Annotated in this window: 17 protein-coding genes; all 17 read left to right on the top strand. The window is 42.1% G+C overall.

What is annotated here, in order from left to right:
• The 17 genes from ribF to HNQ84_RS09795 all read left to right on the top strand — a co-directional run bounded on the left by ribF (position 1) and on the right by HNQ84_RS09795 (position 18290).
• The gene (gene ribF / locus HNQ84_RS09715) at positions 1–972 is read left to right on the top strand and encodes a bifunctional riboflavin kinase/FAD synthetase (protein ID WP_435621973.1); all 972 of its coding nucleotides are present in this window, start codon (positions 1–3) and stop codon (positions 970–972) included.
• Positions 973–1054: 82 nt separating this feature from the next.
• Complete coding sequence (gene rpsO, locus HNQ84_RS09720; protein ID WP_004891005.1) at positions 1055–1324, top strand: 30S ribosomal protein S15; 270 nt, start codon at positions 1055–1057, stop codon at positions 1322–1324.
• A gap of 109 nt (positions 1325–1433) precedes the next feature.
• On the top strand, positions 1434–3542 hold the full coding sequence (pnp, locus tag HNQ84_RS09725) for a polyribonucleotide nucleotidyltransferase (RefSeq protein WP_435621974.1): 2109 nt from the start codon (positions 1434–1436) through the stop codon (positions 3540–3542).
• Positions 3543–3662: 120 nt separating this feature from the next.
• Positions 3663–4625 carry a polysaccharide deacetylase family protein gene (locus HNQ84_RS09730; RefSeq protein WP_435621975.1) on the top strand — a complete coding sequence of 321 codons (963 nt, stop codon included), beginning with the start codon at positions 3663–3665 and terminating at the stop codon, positions 4623–4625.
• Positions 4618–5859: a M16 family metallopeptidase gene (locus tag HNQ84_RS09735; protein WP_055441109.1), complete on the top strand. Its 1242-nt coding sequence runs from the start codon at positions 4618–4620 to the stop codon at positions 5857–5859. The genes HNQ84_RS09730 and HNQ84_RS09735 overlap by 8 nt, the downstream gene beginning before the upstream one ends.
• A gap of 59 nt (positions 5860–5918) precedes the next feature.
• Complete coding sequence (locus tag HNQ84_RS09740) at positions 5919–6155, top strand: YlmC/YmxH family sporulation protein (RefSeq protein ID WP_004891000.1); 237 nt, start codon at positions 5919–5921, stop codon at positions 6153–6155.
• Between the two features lie 114 nt (positions 6156–6269).
• Positions 6270–7172, top strand: a complete 903-nt coding sequence (gene dpaA / locus HNQ84_RS09745) for a dipicolinic acid synthetase subunit A (protein WP_246348845.1) — start codon at positions 6270–6272, stop codon at positions 7170–7172.
• Positions 7169–7762 carry a dipicolinate synthase subunit B gene (gene dpaB / locus HNQ84_RS09750; RefSeq protein ID WP_435621976.1) on the top strand — a complete coding sequence of 198 codons (594 nt, stop codon included), beginning with the start codon at positions 7169–7171 and terminating at the stop codon, positions 7760–7762. The genes dpaA and dpaB overlap by 4 nt, the downstream gene beginning before the upstream one ends.
• A 105-nt stretch (positions 7763–7867) precedes the next feature.
• Positions 7868–8917, top strand: coding sequence for an aspartate-semialdehyde dehydrogenase (gene asd / locus HNQ84_RS09755; protein WP_435621977.1), 1050 nt, complete (start codon positions 7868–7870; stop codon positions 8915–8917).
• Between the two features lie 22 nt (positions 8918–8939).
• Positions 8940–10166 carry an aspartate kinase gene (gene dapG / locus HNQ84_RS09760; RefSeq protein WP_183241480.1) on the top strand — a complete coding sequence of 409 codons (1227 nt, stop codon included), beginning with the start codon at positions 8940–8942 and terminating at the stop codon, positions 10164–10166.
• 12 nt (positions 10167–10178) lie between these two features.
• Complete coding sequence (gene dapA / locus HNQ84_RS09765; protein WP_435621978.1) at positions 10179–11048, top strand: 4-hydroxy-tetrahydrodipicolinate synthase; 870 nt, start codon at positions 10179–10181, stop codon at positions 11046–11048.
• 103 nt (positions 11049–11151) lie between these two features.
• Positions 11152–12813 (top strand): ribonuclease J, encoded by a 1662-nt coding sequence (locus HNQ84_RS09770; protein WP_435621979.1) that lies wholly within the window; start codon positions 11152–11154, stop codon positions 12811–12813.
• Positions 12814–12923: 110 nt separating this feature from the next.
• Positions 12924–13637: a ClpP family protease gene (locus HNQ84_RS09775; protein WP_183246965.1), complete on the top strand. Its 714-nt coding sequence runs from the start codon at positions 12924–12926 to the stop codon at positions 13635–13637.
• Positions 13634–13858 carry a YlzJ-like family protein gene (locus HNQ84_RS09780; RefSeq protein WP_183241464.1) on the top strand — a complete coding sequence of 75 codons (225 nt, stop codon included), beginning with the start codon at positions 13634–13636 and terminating at the stop codon, positions 13856–13858. Before HNQ84_RS09775 ends, HNQ84_RS09780 begins: the two co-directional genes overlap by 4 nt.
• 64 nt (positions 13859–13922) lie before the next feature.
• Complete coding sequence (locus HNQ84_RS09785; protein ID WP_435621980.1) at positions 13923–16163, top strand: DNA translocase FtsK; 2241 nt, start codon at positions 13923–13925, stop codon at positions 16161–16163.
• Positions 16164–16365: 202 nt separating this feature from the next.
• A complete protein-coding gene (locus tag HNQ84_RS09790) occupies positions 16366–17091 on the top strand; it encodes a GntR family transcriptional regulator (RefSeq protein WP_435621981.1) in 726 nt (241 codons plus the stop codon).
• A 107-nt stretch (positions 17092–17198) separates the two neighbouring features.
• Positions 17199–18290 carry a BMP family lipoprotein gene (locus HNQ84_RS09795; RefSeq protein ID WP_435621982.1) on the top strand — a complete coding sequence of 364 codons (1092 nt, stop codon included), beginning with the start codon at positions 17199–17201 and terminating at the stop codon, positions 18288–18290.
• Positions 18291–18351: the final 61 nt, after the last annotated feature.

Consider the following 18351-nt stretch of genomic DNA (forward strand, 5'->3'; position numbering starts at 1 on the left):
ATGAAAACGATTTGGCTGTCCCATCCGTTAAATCAAAAAAACGATGATCCGCTCGTCATGGCACTCGGGTATTTTGACGGTGTTCATCTTGGACATCAAAAAGTTATTCAGACGGCGAAGCGAATTGCCGATGATCATCAATACAAAAGCGCGGTCATGACGTTTCATCCGCATCCGTCTGTCGTGCTTGGACGCTCACAACAACATGTCCGTTTTATTACACCTTTAAAAGAAAAAGAAAAACAAATTGCAAAACTTGGGGTAGATTATTTATACATCGTTCAATTTACGCCTGAATTTGCCCATTTATTACCGCAACAATTTGTTGACGAATATATTATTGGGCTTGGTGTCAAACATGTGGTAGCTGGCTTTGACTTTACGTACGGTCGTTTGGGGAAAGGAACGATGGAAACATTGCCGTTTCATTCCCGTGAACAATTTACGCAAACGGTCATTCCAAAACAAATGTTTGGTGAAGAGAAAATTAGTTCGACATATATTCGTCAATGTTTAGCTAAAGGGGATGTGGAGCAACTGCCACATTTGCTTGGGCGATTATATGAAGTGACAGGCACAGTAGTTCATGGGGATAAACGTGGGAGAACGATCGGATTTCCAACGGCAAATGTTGCGCTTGATGATGATTACATCATTCCGCGTATCGGGGTGTATGCGGTAACGGTCACGATCGACGATCAAATGTGGACGGGAGTATGTAATGTTGGATATAAGCCGACATTTCATACGGAACAGCCGAAAGAGCCAACGATTGAAGTGCATTTATTCGATTTTTCAGCAGATATTTACGGTGTGAGCGTATCAATCCAATGGCATAAACGATTGCGTGACGAACGGGCGTTTTCTTCTGTACACGAACTGATCGAACAAATTCATCGCGATGTTGAAGCGGCACGCGAATATTTTCAAAATCCCCTTGCATTTTATCGGAAAAACATGTATTCTATTTAGTGTATGTTAACCATTGCTGGGCAATACGAGTCACCGCCGTTTGCTCGGTAATTGGGGCTGAAAAAAGAGGAGGTGAACAAGGATGGCATTAACACAAGAGCGTAAAAACGAGATCATCAACCAGTTCAAAATTCACGAAACTGACACAGGTTCTCCTGAAGTACAAGTTGCTATCCTTACAGAGCAAATTAACAACTTGAACGATCATTTACGCGTTCATCGTAAAGACCATCATTCTCGTCGTGGTCTTTTGAAAATGGTTGGTCGTCGTCGTAACTTACTTACGTACTTACGAAACAAAGACATCAACCGTTATCGTGAATTGATTAACAAACTCGGATTACGCCGATAAGTAAAAAGCGGGAGCATTCCCGCTTTTTATTAGTATTTGCACCGATATTTGATTATACTAAAACAAATACGATTTTTCATTTGTACATAGAGAGGGGTACTCGGTTTATATGGAACAAGAAAAACATGTGTTTTCGATCGACTGGGCGGGTCGGCCGTTAACCGTTGAAATTGGCGAATTAGCCAAACAAGCAAACGGCGCTGTATTAGTTCGCTACGGTGATACGGTCGTATTGAGCACAGCGACAGCATCAAAAGAACCAAAAAACGTGGATTTTTTTCCGTTAACGGTTAACTATGAAGAACGTTTATACGCTGTCGGTAAAATTCCGGGGGGATTTATTAAACGAGAAGGGCGTCCGAGCGAAAAAGCCATCTTAGCGAGCCGTCTCATCGACCGCCCGATTCGCCCGCTATTTGCAGAAGGATTTCGTAACGAAGTGCAAGTTGTCAGCATGGTGATGAGCGTTGATCAAGACTGCTCACCAGAAATGGCAGCCATGTTTGGTTCTTCGTTAGCGTTGACGATTTCTGATATTCCTTTTGAAGGACCGATTGCAGGAGTGACAGTTGGTCGCGTCAACGGGGAGTTTGTCATTAACCCATCTGTTGCACAAATGGAACAGAGCGATATGCATCTTGTTGTTGCAGGGACAAAAGATGCGATCAACATGGTTGAAGCCGGAGCAAACGAAGTACCAGAGGAAGTCATGCTTGAAGCAATCATGTTTGGACATGAAGAGATTAAGCGTCTCATCGCCTTCCAAGAAGACATCGCGGCAAAAGTGGGCAAAGAAAAAATGGAAGTGATCCTTTATGAACTCGACCCTCAGCTCGAAGCACATATTCGCGCTCGTGTTGAAGGCGAAGTGAAACGTGCAGTTCAAGTGCCTGAAAAATTGGCCCGTGAAGCAGCGATTGAACAATTAAAAGCGGAAGTTGTCGCTTCATATGAAGAGCAAGAAGCAGACGAAGAAACGATCAAGCAAGTAAAAGAAATTTTATATAAACTTGTGAAAGAAGAAGTGCGTCGCTTAATTACAGAAGAAAAAGTACGCCCAGACGGACGAAAAGTCGATGAAATTCGCCCGCTTTCGTCAGCTGTTGGACTTTTACCACGCACGCATGGATCCGGCTTATTTACACGCGGCCAAACGCAAGCGCTTAGCGTATGTACGCTCGGAGCACTTGGCGATGTACAAATTTTAGATGGGCTCGGCATTGAAGAAACGAAAAGGTTTATGCATCATTACAACTTCCCGCCATTTTCCGTTGGAGAAACGGGAGCAATGCGTGGACCAGGTCGTCGGGAAATTGGGCATGGAGCGCTTGGTGAGCGCGCGCTTGAACCGGTCATTCCGTCTGAAAAAGAGTTTCCATATACAATTCGCCTTGTATCTGAAGTGTTAGAGTCAAACGGTTCAACGTCTCAAGCGAGCATTTGTGCGAGCACGCTTGCGATGATGGATGCGGGAGTGCCAATTAAAGCACCGGTTGCTGGTATTGCGATGGGACTTGTGAAAAGTGGCGAACATTATACGATTTTAACGGACATTCAAGGCATGGAAGACCACCTTGGTGACATGGACTTTAAAGTGGCTGGTACAGAAAAAGGAGTTACCGCCTTGCAAATGGATATTAAAATTAAAGGATTGTCGCGTGAAATTTTAGAAGAAGCGTTGCAACAAGCGCGTAAAGGTCGCCTCGAAATTTTAAAACATATGATGCAAACGATTAGCGAACCACGTAAAGAGTTGTCACCATATGCACCAAAAATTTTAACGATGCAAATTAATCCGGATAAAATCCGTGACGTTATCGGTCCAAGCGGAAAACAAATTAACAAAATTATTGAAGAAACTGGCGTGAAAATTGATATTGAACAAGATGGAACTATTTTCATCTCATCAGTAAATGAAGACATGAACAAAAAAGCGAAAAAGATCATAGAAGATATCGTTCGTGAAGTGGAAGTTGGACAAGTATATTTAGGAAAAGTCAAGCGGATTGAAAAATTCGGAGCGTTTGTCGAATTGTTTAGCGGAAAAGACGGTCTCGTGCACATTTCAGAATTAGCGGAGGAACGCGTCGGAAAAGTAGAAGATGTCGTTTCCATCGGTGATGAAATTTTAGTAAAGGTAACAGAAATTGATAAACAAGGTCGTGTAAACTTATCACGCAAGGCCGTGTTACGCGATCAAAAAGAAGCCGAGCAATAAAACCGGAGCCTTGGGTTCGCATCCCCTTGGCTTCTTTGCTGTGTGTAAAATTTTTGTGCGCTCGTTCTACCTTGTCCCTCTTACTCATACCCTCTTTATTAGAAAAGGAGGGGACGAAGCGTGCGGCGAGCGTTTTTTTTAACGATCATCATATGTGTGTCGGCCATAATTGTACAAAATCCGTGGACGACAACGTACATCCATGATTTACGGCATATGACGGTGGCAAAACAAGGTGATCCGTTATATATTCAAGTTATCGAACGGGCAAAACAATATAACATTCCTGCGCAAAATGCGAAAGTCGATCGTGTATGGAAAGCAATCCCTGGCTACAACGGATTAGAAGTGGATATTGAGGCATCATATAAGCAGATGAAACAAAATGGAACATTTTCTGAACAACAGCTCGTATATAAACAAGTATCGCCGTCTATTCATTTGTCTGATTTACCCCCATCACCTATTTATCGGGGGCATCCAGATAAACCGATGGTCTCTTTTCTAATTAACGTCGCTTGGGGAAGCGAACATATCCCAAGCATGTTACATATTTTTGAAAAATACAACGTACGTGCAACGTTTTTTTTAGAAGGACGTTGGGTAAAAGAAAATCCGCAACTGGCAAAAATGATTGCTGATGCCGGTCATGAAATTGGCAATCATTCGTACAACCATCCAGATATGAAAATGATGAGTAAACGAGCGATTCGGGAACAAATCGTCAAAACGAACGATGCGATTGAAGCAGTAACAGGTATTAAACCTCGGCTATTCGCTCCACCAAGCGGTAGCTATCGAGATGATGTCGTATATATCGCTCATGAGCTTGGGATGTACACGATTTTATGGACGGTCGATACAATTGATTGGCAAAAACCATCGCCTTCTGTTATAGTGGAACGAGTAACATCAAAAGTGCATAACGGGGCGATGATTTTGATGCATCCGACTGTATCAACGGCAAAGGCGTTAGAGCCGTTAATTCAATCATTACAAAAACAAGAATACGCAATTGACAATGTGTCCACATTATTAAGTGAGGAAAGAATTGTAAAAAATAGGAGGAAGGGAATTGATTAAAACATATACGTGTCAAAATGGGGTAAGAGTTGTACTCGAGCATATCCCAACAGTTCGGTCTGTGGCGATCGGGATTTGGATCGGTACAGGATCACGCAATGAAAACGAACAAAACAATGGCATTTCGCATTTTCTTGAACATATGTTTTTCAAAGGAACGAAAACGCGTTCAGCACGTGATATCGCGGAATCGTTTGATCGCATCGGCGGTCAAGTAAATGCGTTTACGTCAAAAGAATATACGTGCTACTATGCTAAAGTATTAGATACACATGCGTCATTTGCTTTAGATATACTAGCCGATATGTTTTTCCACTCTACGTTTGTAGATGAAGAGTTACAAAAAGAAAAAAATGTCGTATTCGAAGAAATTAAAATGTATGAAGATACACCAGATGATCTCGTCCATGACCTATTAAGCAAGGCAAGTTATGGAAATCATCCGCTCGGTTATCCGATTTTAGGAACGGAGCAAACGTTAGCGACGTTTACAGGGGATACGTTACGGCAATATATGCATGAATCGTATACGCCCGATCGCGTTGTGATCTCCATTGCAGGGAATGTCGATGAGTCGTTTATTCAACAAGTCGAAGCTTATTTCGGCTCGTTTACGAGACAAAAAGGTAACGATGCGCATATCGCACCAACGTTTTATCCGCATAAAATCGCGCGCAAAAAAGAGACGGAGCAAGCGCACGTATGTATTGGATTTAATGGGTTGCCAATTGGGCATGAAGATATTTATAGTTTAATTATTTTAAACAACATTTTAGGTGGAAGTATGAGTAGTCGTCTTTTCCAAGAAGTGCGTGAGCAACGTGGATTAGCTTATTCTGTTTTCTCTTACCATTCCGCCTATCGCGACGGAGGAATGATCACGATTTATGGAGGGACAGGAAGCCACCAGCTTGATCTTTTATTCGATACGATTCAACAAACGATTGAACAACTAAAACAAGATGGCATTACCGAAAAAGAGCTAGAAAATAGCAAAGAGCAAATGAAAGGGAACTTAATGTTAAGTTTAGAAAGTACAAATAGTCGTATGAGCCGAAATGGAAAAAATGAGCTGTTGCTCGGTCGTCATCGCTCGCTTGATGAAATCATTGAAAGCATTGATCGCGTGACAAAAGAAAGCGTTGATCGCATGGCGCAAACGATTTTTACAGACGACTTTTCCGTTGCCCTCATCAGTCCGGAAGGAACATTACCAAAGAGCCTGCAACAATAAACTTGCAGGCATTTTTTTATGCTCTTTTTTCTACAATGATAAAGAAAGGGGGACGTCGTATGCGATTAAGTGAATTAAGCGGGAAAGAAATTGTCGATATGAAGCGAGCAGAGCGCCTCGGTATTCTAGGACAAACAGATTTAGAAATCAATGAGCGAACGGGGCAAATTCAAGCGCTTTTAATTCCGACAACAAAATGGTTCGGTTTTCGGAAAGATGGGACAGATATACGCGTGCCGTGGAGTCGTGTAAAAAAGATCGGCTCTGATATGATTTTAATTGATGTCGATGACTAGACACCTGAAGGGGTGTCTTTTTTCATTTTCCGCTCACCGTTTTATGACCGATATCATAAGATGTGAAAGTAACGATGGGCAAAAAACTAGATGTATAAGAGGGTGAATGAACTCATGCTGACAGGAATGCACGTTGCGATCATCGGTGGGGACGCTCGGCAGCTTGAAGTCATTCGGAAATTGATGGAACTTGACGCGAGATTGTCACTTGTTGGCTTCGATCAATTAGACCATGGCTTTGCTGGGGTAACGAAAATGAAAATTCACGAAGTCGATTTCCACGAAGTGGATGCTATCATTTTACCTGTTCACGGAACGAGTATGGATGGTGAAATTCAAACGGTATTTTCAAACGAAAAAATGACGTTTACAGAAGAATTACTCCGCCAGACCCCGATGCATTGTACCGTTTACTCAGGGATTACCAACGACTATTTAGATCGTGTCGTTAAGTCGGTCGGACGAAAACATGTTCAACTATTCGAACGGGATGATGTCGCTATTTATAACTCGATTCCTACGGCAGAAGGAACGATCATGATGGTCATTCAACATACAGATGTGACAATTCATGGATCACGCGTTGCTGTTTTAGGGTTAGGGCGTGTAGGTATGACCGTTGCCCGAACGTTTGCGGCTTTAGGAGCGAAAGTAAAAGTGGGAGCCCGTCGCTCCGAACATTTAGCGCGCATTGCAGAGATGGCGCTCGAACCGTTTCATTTAAACGATTTAGAACAACACGTGAAAGATATTGACGTTTGTATTAATACGATCCCACATCCCGTTGTAACCGCAAGCGTCATTGCGAAAATGCCTGCTCATACGCTCATCATCGATTTAGCGTCAAAACCGGGCGGAACGGATTTTCGATATGCGGAAAAACGCGGCATTCAAGCATTATTAGCTCCAGGGCTTCCTGGTATTGTCGCTCCGAAAACAGCGGGGCAAATTGTCGCGAACGTATTGGCACAACTTCTTTCAGCAGATTTGAAAAAAAGAAAGGAGAATAAAAAATGAACGTACAAGGAAAGCGCATTGGCTTCGGCTTAACCGGATCACATTGCACATATGATGCGGTGATGCCAGAAATTGAAAAATTAATTGCTAAAGGGGCAGACGTCATTCCGATCGTTTCCTATACCGTACAATCGACAAATACCCGATTTGGCAAAGGAGAAGAATGGGTGAAAAAACTTGAAGAGATGACAGGTCATCAAGTCATTGATACAATTGTAAAGGCGGAGCCGTTAGGACCGAAATTACCGCTTGATTGTATGGTCATTGCACCGTTAACCGGAAATTCGATGAGCAAATTAGCGAACGCAATGACAGATTCTCCTGTACTAATGGCTGCGAAAGCGACGATGCGTAACCATCGTCCGGTTGTGATCGGCATTTCGACAAACGACGCGCTCGGTTTAAATGGAGTGAATTTAATGCGATTAATGGCGGCAAAAAATATTTACTTCATTCCATTTGGGCAAGATGATCCATTTAAAAAGCCAAATTCGATGGTGGCTCATATGCCTTTATTGCTCGATACAGTAGAAGCCGCGCTAGAAGGTCGACAAATTCAGCCGGTCATCGTTGAACATCGTCGCTCATAAATAAACAGTTGCAAGAAAATTTATAAAAAACGTCTCTCCTTTATGAATGAATGTGCTAAAATAAATGATATTAAAATTGTCTATGAGTTGGAAGGAGAAGAAGAGATGGAGCAAAAAGGATTACATGTCGCCGTCGTTGGCGCGACTGGAGCTGTCGGACAGCAAATGATTCAAACGTTAGAAAAAAGAAATTTCCCAATTGCTAAATTGTCTTTACTTTCATCGGAGCGTTCAGCTGGAAAAAAAGTCATGTTTAAAGGTGAAGAAATTGAAGTGCAAGCAGCAAAGCCAGAAAGCTTTGAAGGAGTGCATATCGCATTATTTAGTGCAGGAGGAGCGGTATCGAAGCAACTTGCTCCTGAAGCGGTGAAACGTGGAGCAATTGTTGTTGATAATACGAGCGCATTTCGTATGGATGAAAACGTCCCACTTGTCGTTCCTGAAGTGAATGAAGCAGATTTACATTGGCATAATGGAATTATTGCTAACCCAAACTGCTCAACGATTCAAATGGTTGTTGCGCTCGAACCGATTCGCCAAGCATTTGGACTAAAGCGTGTGATCGTCTCGACATATCAAGCAGTGTCAGGAGCAGGAGCACAAGCGGTAGAAGAGTTAAAAACGCAAACCGCGCATATGTTAAATGGAGAAGAAGTGACACCGGAAATTTTACCGGTAAAATCGGATCGCAAACATTATCCGATTGCATTTAACGCCATTCCACAAATTGATAAATTTCAAGATAACGGGTTTACATTTGAAGAAATGAAAATGATTAATGAAACGAAAAAAATTATGCATATGCCGGAATTGGAAGTAGCAGCAACGTGTGTACGCATTCCGGTGATGGTAGGACATTCGGAATCCGTTTACATTGAAGTAGAAAAAGAAGGAGTATCGGCCGAGCAAATCCAGTCGCTCCTAAAAGAAGCACCGGGCGTTGTCTTGCAAGACGATCCAAGCGAACAACTTTATCCAATGCCGTTGTATGCAACAGGACAAAATGACGTATTCGTTGGTCGCATTCGCAAAGATTTACATCGCGATACAGGGTTCCATTTATGGATCGTTTCTGATAACTTGTTAAAAGGAGCAGCATGGAACTCTGTTCAAATTGCCGAAAGTCTTTTAAAATTAGGGCTTGTGAAAGCGTAAAATCAGCATCGAGGTGTTGACGTTGAAAATTATCGTTCAAAAGTTTGGCGGTACGTCTGTTCGTGATGAACACGGCCGAAATTTAGCGCGTAAACATATTGAAAAAGCGTTGGAAGACGGATATAAAGTTGTTGTCGTCGTTTCGGCGATGGGGCGAAAAGGAGATCCGTATGCAACGGATACGCTTCTTAGCCTCATTGACGGAGCCAATGCATATGTGACAAACCGTGAAAAAGATTTATTGATGGCGTGTGGGGAAATTATTTCAAGCGTCGTTTTCACAAACATGTTAAACAAACATGGTGTCAAAGCCACAGCCTTTACCGGAGCGCAAGCAGGCTTTCGTACGAACAATGATCATACGAATGCGAAAATTATCGATATGCGTTGTGAGCGGTTGTTGCGTGCGCTAAGAGAGCATGATGTTGTCGTTGTCGCAGGTTTTCAAGGTGCTGCCGAAAACGGAGATGTAACAACGATTGGACGCGGTGGGAGCGACACGTCAGCAGCCGCACTCGGCGCTGCACTAGGTGCGGAATGGATTGACATTTTTACCGACGTTGAAGGTGTGATGACAGCAGACCCACGTATCGTAGAAAATGCACGACCACTTGATGTCGTGACATATACGGAAATTTGCAATATGGCATATCAAGGGGCGAAAGTCATTCATCCACGTGCGGTTGAAATTGCGATGCAAGCGAAAGTGCCTCTGCGCATTCGTTCGACGTATTCTGATGCCCCAGGGACGCTTGTCACATCGATTGGAAAAAAAGGAAGCGATGTGAAAGAGCGATTAGTGACAGGAATTGCGCACGTTTCAAACATTACGCAAATTAAAGTGCCAGCGAAAGAGGGACATTACGATTTACAAGCGGAAGTATTTAAAGCAATGGCAAACGAAGGAATCAGTGTCGACTTCATTAACATTTCACCGAACGGGGTCGTATATACCGTATCGAGCGATGTGGCAGATCGCGCCATTGCGACGTTGCAAAAGCTTGGCTATGAGCCAACTGTCACACGCGGTTGCGCGAAAGTATCGACTGTTGGAGCAGGCATTGCCGGTGTCCCGGGGGTAACAGCGAAAATTGTTACCGCGTTATCCGAACGTGGCATTCAAATTTTACAATCAGCTGATAGCCATACGACTATTTGGGTACTAGTGAAGGAAGAGCATTTAAAAGAAGCGGTGAATGCATTACACGATGCATTTCAGCTTGCCGAACAGAAACAATACTTTAGTTAGGAGTGAAAAATTGTGGTTCAATTTGGTCAAATTGCCACAGCGATGGTCACCCCATTTGACAATAAAGGGAATATCGATTTTGCGAAAACAACGCAATTAATTAACTATTTAATTGAAAACGGTACGGATTCACTTGTTGTCGCTGGAACGACAGGAGAATCGCCAACGTTAACGACTGAGGAAAAGTTGGCGCTTTTTCGCCATGTTGTCGAAGTTGTTAACGGGCGCGTACCTGTCATTGCAGGAACAGGAAGCAACAATACGCGTGCATCGATTGAACTAACGAAAAAGGCAGAAGAAATCGGTGTCGATGCCGTTATGATCGTCGCACCTTATTACAATAAGCCAAATCAAGAAGGCATTTATCAGCATTACAAAGCGATTGCAGAGAGCACGTCTTTGCCCGTCATGGTGTATAACATTCCGGGTCGGGCGGTCGTCAATATTTCTGTTGAAACGATCGTTCGTCTTTCCGAAATTCCAAACATCGTAGCCGTCAAAGATGCCAGCGGCAATTTAGATGCGATGACGGAAATTATTGCAAAAACGCGCGATGATTTCATGTTGTATAGCGGAGATGATGGCTTGACGCTTCCTGTGTTAGCGATTGGCGGAAAGGGTGTTGTTTCCGTGGCCTCGCATATTATCGGCAATGAAATGAAAGAAATGATGGAAGCTTTCATGCGTGGAGACAATAAAAAAGCGGCAGCGATGCATCAACAGCTATTACCGATCATGAAAGCATTATTTGCTGCGCCAAGCCCTGTGCCAGTAAAAACGGCGTTACAGTTGAAGGGATTAGATGTTGGTTCTGTTCGACTTCCACTTGTGCCACTTACTGAATCAGAACGTTTGCAATTGATGCATGTGTTACAAGGTTAAAAGAAAGGGAATTCATCCCTTTCTTTTTTATTGTTGAATCAGTTATAATGGATGTAAGTGACTTTGAGCGGGTGAGTTTGGTTGACTGTAGGAGGATTTTACGATGAAACAAGCAGAGAAAATTCGTGTGTTTGCCCTCGGCGGTGTTGGAGAGGTAGGAAAAAATATGTATGTCGTCGAGGTCGACGAAGACATTTTCGTCCTTGATGCAGGTCTTATGTTTCCGGAGGACGAAATGTTCGGTATTGATATGGTCATTCCTGATATTTCGTACTTAGTTGAACAACAAGAACGTATTCGTGGCATTTTCTTAACGCACGGTCATGACGATCATATTGGCGCTATTGCGTACGTGTTGCGAAAAATTACTGTACCTGTGTACGGGGCAAAATTGACGCTTGCGCTCATGGAAGAAAAATTAAAAGAGCAAGGGATTACATCGAAAGCGAAGCGCATCGAAATACATGCTGACAGCGAGATCGTATTTGACAAAGCTATCATATCATTTTTCCAAACGAATCATAGCATTCCAGATTGTCTAGGGGTAAGTATTCAAACATCGCAAGGTGCCATCGTATATACGAGCGATTTTAAATTTGATCAAACGCCTGTTGGCATATGCCGTACCGATTTCGGTAAAATGGCACAAATTGGGGCGAAAGGTGTACTTTGTTTATTATCAGATAGCACAAACGCAGAAAAGCCGGGATATACAGGTTCTGAAGCGGTTGTTGGTCAAGAGATTTCCGACGTCATTTACAATGCGCAAGGTCGTGTGATCGTTGCTTGTTTTGCATCAAATATTACGCGCATTCAACAAGTGTTGCACGCTGCTCGTGATCATCGGCGAAAAGTGGTGATTATGAGCCGTCATATGCATAAGGTGATCGATATCGCGGTGCGTCTCGGATATTTGAAATTGGATGAAAATATGATCATTTCGATGAGCGAAGTGGATCGCTACAATGATCGCGATTTAGTCATTTTAACGACAGGCAATCAAGGAGAACCGATGGCAGCACTAGCGCGCATGGCGAAACAAGCGCATAAATATATCAACATTAAAGAAGGGGACACGGTCATCGTTGCTTCTTCTCCGATGCCAGGTCATGAACTATTTATTGCTCGAACGATTGATGCGTTATATCGTGCAGGAGCAAATGTCGTATACGGACAACGCCAAGTTCATGTGTCTGGACACGGATATCAGGAAGAATTAAAGTTAATGTTAAATTTTATGAAACCAAAATATTTTATCCCGGTGCACGGAGAATTTCGTATGCAAAAAGCGCATGGAAAAATCGCCCAAGCTGTCGGCATTCGCCAAGATGCGATCTTTTTGATTGAAAAAGGAGAAGTAATCGAATTTCGTAACGGTCACGCCCGTTTTGGCGGAAAAGTGCCAAGCGGTCAAATTTTAATTGACGGATTAGGCGTTGGTGATGTAGGCAATATTGTATTGCGCGATCGTCGCCTACTTTCACAAGATGGAATTATGATCGTTGTTGTGACGTTAAGTAAACAAGATAAGCGTATCGTTGCTGGTCCGGAAATGATTTCACGCGGTTTCGTATATGTGCGCGAATCCGAAACGCTGTTTGGGGAGTCAGTAAAAATTGTAAAAGAGATTGTAGAAAAGAGTATGGAAGATTACGTCATTGAATGGTCTTCATTAAAAACAAACATTCGTGATGCCCTTAGCCAATATTTATTTGAAAAAACAAAACGAAAACCGATGATTTTACCAATTATTATGGAAGTATAAAACAACATGCTCAAAGTCAAGAAAACACCTGCGTGTCGCAGGTGTTTTTTGTATGAACATGTCGATGTTCACGTATACTAACGACATCACGCAACAGAAAGGGGATTGTTATGGAAGAACGAGATATATCTCAAGAGGAAACGAAGCCGTCTCCAGCAGAAAATATTGTTCAGCTCGGTCAAACGAATGTTCCGCAACTTTCTTCTGATTCAACGATTCATTGTTTAACGATCGTTGGGCAAATTGAAGGGCACATTCAATTACCGCCGCAAAATAAAACGACAAAGTACGAACATATTATTCCGCAAATTGTGGCCATCGAGCAAAACCCTAATATTGAAGGACTGCTCGTCGTATTAAATACAGTAGGTGGTGATGTCGAAGCAGGGTTAGCTATTGCAGAAATGTTAGCCTCGATGTCCAAACCAACTGTTTCGATTGTGCTCGGTGGAGGTCATTCGATTGGTGTGCCAATTGCTGTGTCTTGCGACTACTCATTTATCGCAGAAACGGCAACGATGACAATTCACCCGATTCGCCTCACAGGTCTTGTCATTGGCGTGCCACAAACGTTTGAGTATTTAGATAAAATGCAAGAGCGCGTCGTGAACTTTGTTGTGAAACATTCAAACATTAGTGAAGAAAAATTTAAAGAACTCATGTTTTCTAAAGGCAATTTAACGCGTGATATCGGAACGAATGTGGTAGGAACAGATGCCGTGAAATACGGTTTAATTGATGAAGTCGGAGGACTGTCACAAGCGATGTATAAATTACGAGAACTCATTGACCGATCTAATCAAAAAGGGGCAATGTTACAATGATTTTACATACCATCGTTCCAGAGTTTTTAGTTTTTCAAACGAACGAAACGGAGTATAGAAAACACCGCACCGTTCAATATAACGGAGTGACGTTGCTTGTGCAACAGACAGAAACGAATGAGTATGAAATTGTGCGTGTACTAAGTAGCGATCCAAAACATTATTTGACGTATGAACCGGGCACAAAACTTCATGCGACATCACTACAATTTATGGTATAATAAGAACAAGCAGCCACGCTTCTCTGTTGGCTGCTTTTTCATCTTACATGTTGGAGTGGACGAAATGGGAAAGAAAAATAAACGTCGCACAAACAAACAAGATCAATGGAAAAAAACGTTACGCTTCGAGTTAATCGGTTTAACGATGTTAGCATGTACGGTCATTGCGATGGCAAATGTCGGAGCCGTCGGGCGTTCGCTCGTTTTTGCTACCCGCTTTTTTATGGGTGAGTGGTATATCGTTGCGTTATTAGGGGCGCTTGTGACGTCGCTATATGTCATTTGGAAGCGTGCATGGCCTTCATTTTTTCACCGTATTCTTGTCGGTTTGTATTTGATTATCCTTTCACTATTGTTGTTTAGTCATGAGACGCTGTTTCACATTTTATCGCGCAATGGGAAATTAGTAAATCCAAGCATTATTCGAACAACGTGGGAACTATTTTGGGCAGATGTGCGTGGAGAAAGTAGCTCTTTTTCTGATTTAGGCGGTGGGATGCTCGGTGCTTTATTGTATACGATAAGCTACTATTTATTCGATCAATTAGGAACAAAATGGATTGCTTCATTGTTGCTGGTCATTGGTGTGTTGCTTCTCACAGGTAAAACGTTGCGTGATACAGCTGGCAAAGGAATAGAGTGGTTCCTTTCGTTTATGCGGACGCAAACAAAAGCTGTCATTGCGGATGTCCGTTCGTTTTTGAATCGTCCGAAAAAAGAAAAACAACAGCAACCGCATATTGAAGTGGTGACGGCGCTCGAAGAACAAGAAGACAAAGAAGAAAAAGAAGAAGAAACTATGATCGAAGGACCTGTTATTTCTAATTTTCACGAAGTAGTTGAAAAAGAACATCCGATCGCATTTATGCAAACACATGAAACAGATTATGCGTTGCCGCCTGTTGACTTGCTTTCTCCACCAAAGGCTGTTGATCAATCGAGAGAAAAAGAAAGTATTTATGAAAATGCTCGCAAACTTGAAAAAACGTTCCAAAGTTTTGGTGTAAAGGCAAAAGTAACAAAAGTGCATATTGGACCAGCTGTCACAAGATATGAAGTGTATCCAGATGTTGGTGTGAAAGTAAGTAAAATTGTTAGTTTAAGTGACGATTTAGCGCTCGCCCTAGCGGCAAAAGATATTCGCATTGAAGCACCGATTCCAGGAAAATCAGCGATCGGAATTGAAGTGCCAAATGAGGAAATTGCGATGGTTTCTTTACGTGAAGTGTTAGAGGCGAAAGAAGCAGATAAGAAAGAGGCAAAGCTGTTAATTGGACTTGGCCGTGACATCTCCGGACAAGCGGTGCTTGCTGAACTGAATAAAATGCCACATTTACTTGTTGCGGGCGCGACAGGAAGCGGGAAAAGTGTATGTATTAATGCCATCATTGTTAGTTTACTCATGCGCACGAAACCTCATGAAGTAAAAATGATGATGATTGATCCGAAAATGGTGGAGTTAAGTGTATATAATGGTATTCCGCATCTGCTTTCTCCGGTCGTAACCGATCCGAAAAAAGCGTCTCAAGCATTAAAAAAAGTAGTGAGCGAAATGGAGCGGCGATATGAATTATTTTCGCATACAGGCACGCGCAATATTGAAGGGTATAACGAATATATGGAGCGGCATAATGAAACAGCGGAAACGAAGCAACCTCTGTTGCCGTATATTGTTGTCATTGTTGATGAGCTCGCGGATTTAATGATGGTTGCCTCAAGCGATGTAGAAGATTCCATTACCCGTCTTGCCCAAATGGCACGTGCGGCAGGCATTCATTTAATTATCGCAACACAGCGGCCATCCGTCGATGTGATTACAGGTGTTATTAAGGCAAACATTCCATCTCGCATCGCGTTTAGCGTATCGTCACAAACCGATTCGCGTACGATTTTAGATATGGGAGGAGCTGAAAAATTACTTGGGCGTGGTGACATGCTCTTTTTACCTGTCGGTGCTTCCAAACCTATTCGCGTACAAGGTGCTTTTGTGTCCGATCAAGAAGTAGAAAACATCGTGCAATATGTCATTTCACAACAAAAAGCACAATATGAAGAAACGATGATGGCGCAAGATGATGAACCGCAAGAAGCGTTCGATGATGAGTTGTTTGATGAAGCGGTCCAGCTCGTCATTGACATGCAAAGTGCATCTGTCTCGATGTTGCAACGACGATTCCGCATCGGTTATAACCGGGCTGCACGTTTAATTGATGCGATGGAAGCGCGAGGCATCGTCGGACCTTATGAAGGAAGTAAACCGCGCGCTGTGCTCGTATCGTCAAATGATGAAGCAAAAACGTCGTAAAAGAGGCTGAAAAATAAGCCTCTTTTTTGTATAAACGGGACATAATAATGATATATTATTACAATCGCTTACATATTATTTCTTACGACTTTTTTCGACATTTTTTTTATTCACTATTTATTTATAGATGAAAAAATGTTATATTATTAATAAGAAATTTGTCTAACATCAGATGTCTGATATCTAAGGTGGGGGATGGTGAATGTCTGTTAAAACAGATCATCGACACTTATATTTACAAGTCATTGATCGGATTAAAAAGGATATTGAGCAAGGGGTATACAAAGAAAGAGAAAAGCTTCCTTCTGAATTTGAATTAGCAAAACAATTAGGAGTTAGCCGAGCGACGTTGCGTGAAGCATTACGAGTATTAGAAGAAGAAAACGTCATCATCCGCCGCCACGGTGTGGGAACATTTGTGAGTTCCCGGCCGATGTTTACGTCAGGTATTGAACAGCTAAGTAGCGTGACGGAGATGATTCGCCAAGCGGGACGCAAACCAGGAACGATCTTTTTATCTTCTTCGATTCAGAAACCGACTGAAGATGATATAAAGCGCTTTCAATGTCATAAAGAGGAAGATTTACTTGTTGTTGAGCGGGTGCGAACTGCGAATAACGAGCCAGTCGTTTACTGCATTGATAAAGTACCTTGTAAATATTTACCTAAAGGAATTGCTTATGAAAATGAGTCGTTATTAGAAATATTACATAATGAAGCGAATCGGTATATCGCGTATGCTGTTACCCACATCGAACCGCTCGGTTATCATGAAAAAGTGTCACCGATTTTGCAATGTGAGCCAGAAACAGCACTTTTAGTTTTAAAACAAATGCATTTTGATGAAAATGACGAACCTATTTTATACTCGATTGACTATTTCAAATCAGATAAGTTTAGCTTCCACGTTTTACGGAAACGTGTGTAACTTATAAAAGTGCTTATCCTATTAAGGAGGTGACATTGGAGGGAGAAGGATATTTTACATTTCACTTTTTACTCATCCATATTTCAAAACTGAGGGGGTAATGATTTATGAAGAAAAAACGTTTTGGATTGTCGATGTCTTTATTATTGACTGCTGGCATGCTTCTTGGCGGTTGCGGGCAAGCAAAAGAAGAGCCGAAAAAAGAAGAAGGAAAAGCGTCTGAGTTTAGCGTAGCGATGGTTACAGACGTAGGTGGAATTGACGACAAATCGTTCAACCAATCTGCATGGGAAGGTTTGCAAAAATTTGGTGAAGAAAACGGCTTGAAAAAAGGAAAAGGTGGCTATGACTATTTACAGTCACAAAGCGATGCGGATTATGCAACAAACTTAAATAAACTTGTGCGTAACGATTTTGATCTTATTTTCGGAATCGGTTTCTTAATGACAGATGCCGTTACAGAAATTGCAGACCAAAAACCAGATAACAAATTTGCGATCGTTGATAGCGTTGTTGAAAAACCAAACGTTGCAAGCATTACATTTAAAGAGCATGAAGGCTCATTCCTTGTCGGTGTTGTTGCAGGTTTAATGACAAAAACAAATAAAATCGGTTTCGTTGGTGGTATGGAAATTCCATTAATTGAAAAATTCGAAAGCGGTTTCCGTGCTGGCGTAAAGGCTGTAAATCCGAAAGCAACAGTTGAAGTGCAATACGCAGGTGCATTTGACAAAGCGGATAAAGGAAAAGCCATTGCTTCGAGTATGTACGCTTCTGGCATTGACGTGATTTATCATGCTGCTGGTGCGACAGGAAACGGTGTATTCTCTGAAGCGATTGACTTGAAAAAGCAAGATCCAAACAAAGAAATTTGGGTCATCGGTGTTGACCGCGACCAATATGAAGAAGGAAAAGTACCTGGAACAGATAAAAGTGTAACATTAACATCTATGGTGAAACGTGTTGACGTTGCTGTATATGACTTAGCGACAAAAACGAAAAACGGTAACTTCCCAGGCGGTCAAGCAGTTGAATACGGCTTAAAAGAAGATGGTGTAGGTATTGCGCCAACAACGAAAAACAATGTTCCTGAAGACGTGTTGAAAAAAGTTGATGAGTGGAAACAAAAAATTATTAACGGCGAAGTAAAAGTACCTACAACTCGCGACGAATATAAACAATTTGAAGCTTCTCTATAATTTCTTGTTCTCCGAAGGGAAAGCCCTTCGGAGAATCACTAAATGAAAAGTTGCAACATGT

Source organism: Anoxybacillus eryuanensis, assembly GCF_051200995.1.
In the GTDB taxonomy this organism is placed as follows: domain Bacteria; phylum Bacillota; class Bacilli; order Bacillales; family Anoxybacillaceae; genus Anoxybacillus; species Anoxybacillus tengchongensis.

Coding starts and splice junctions, on each gene's coding strand:
- ribF (WP_435621973.1), top strand. CDS start 1: ATGAAAACGATTTGGCTGTCCCATCCGTTAAATCAAAAAAACGATGAT.
- rpsO (WP_004891005.1), top strand. CDS start 1,055: ATGGCATTAACACAAGAGCGTAAAAACGAGATCATCAACCAGTTCAAA.
- pnp (WP_435621974.1), top strand. CDS start 1,434: ATGGAACAAGAAAAACATGTGTTTTCGATCGACTGGGCGGGTCGGCCG.
- HNQ84_RS09740 (WP_004891000.1), top strand. CDS start 5,919: ATGCGATTAAGTGAATTAAGCGGGAAAGAAATTGTCGATATGAAGCGA.
- dpaA (WP_246348845.1), top strand. CDS start 6,270: ATGCTGACAGGAATGCACGTTGCGATCATCGGTGGGGACGCTCGGCAG.
- dpaB (WP_435621976.1), top strand. CDS start 7,169: ATGAACGTACAAGGAAAGCGCATTGGCTTCGGCTTAACCGGATCACAT.
- asd (WP_435621977.1), top strand. CDS start 7,868: ATGGAGCAAAAAGGATTACATGTCGCCGTCGTTGGCGCGACTGGAGCT.
- HNQ84_RS09770 (WP_435621979.1), top strand. CDS start 11,152: ATGAAACAAGCAGAGAAAATTCGTGTGTTTGCCCTCGGCGGTGTTGGA.
- HNQ84_RS09775 (WP_183246965.1), top strand. CDS start 12,924: ATGGAAGAACGAGATATATCTCAAGAGGAAACGAAGCCGTCTCCAGCA.
- HNQ84_RS09780 (WP_183241464.1), top strand. CDS start 13,634: ATGATTTTACATACCATCGTTCCAGAGTTTTTAGTTTTTCAAACGAAC.
- HNQ84_RS09785 (WP_435621980.1), top strand. CDS start 13,923: ATGGGAAAGAAAAATAAACGTCGCACAAACAAACAAGATCAATGGAAA.
- HNQ84_RS09790 (WP_435621981.1), top strand. CDS start 16,366: ATGTCTGTTAAAACAGATCATCGACACTTATATTTACAAGTCATTGAT.
- HNQ84_RS09795 (WP_435621982.1), top strand. CDS start 17,199: ATGAAGAAAAAACGTTTTGGATTGTCGATGTCTTTATTATTGACTGCT.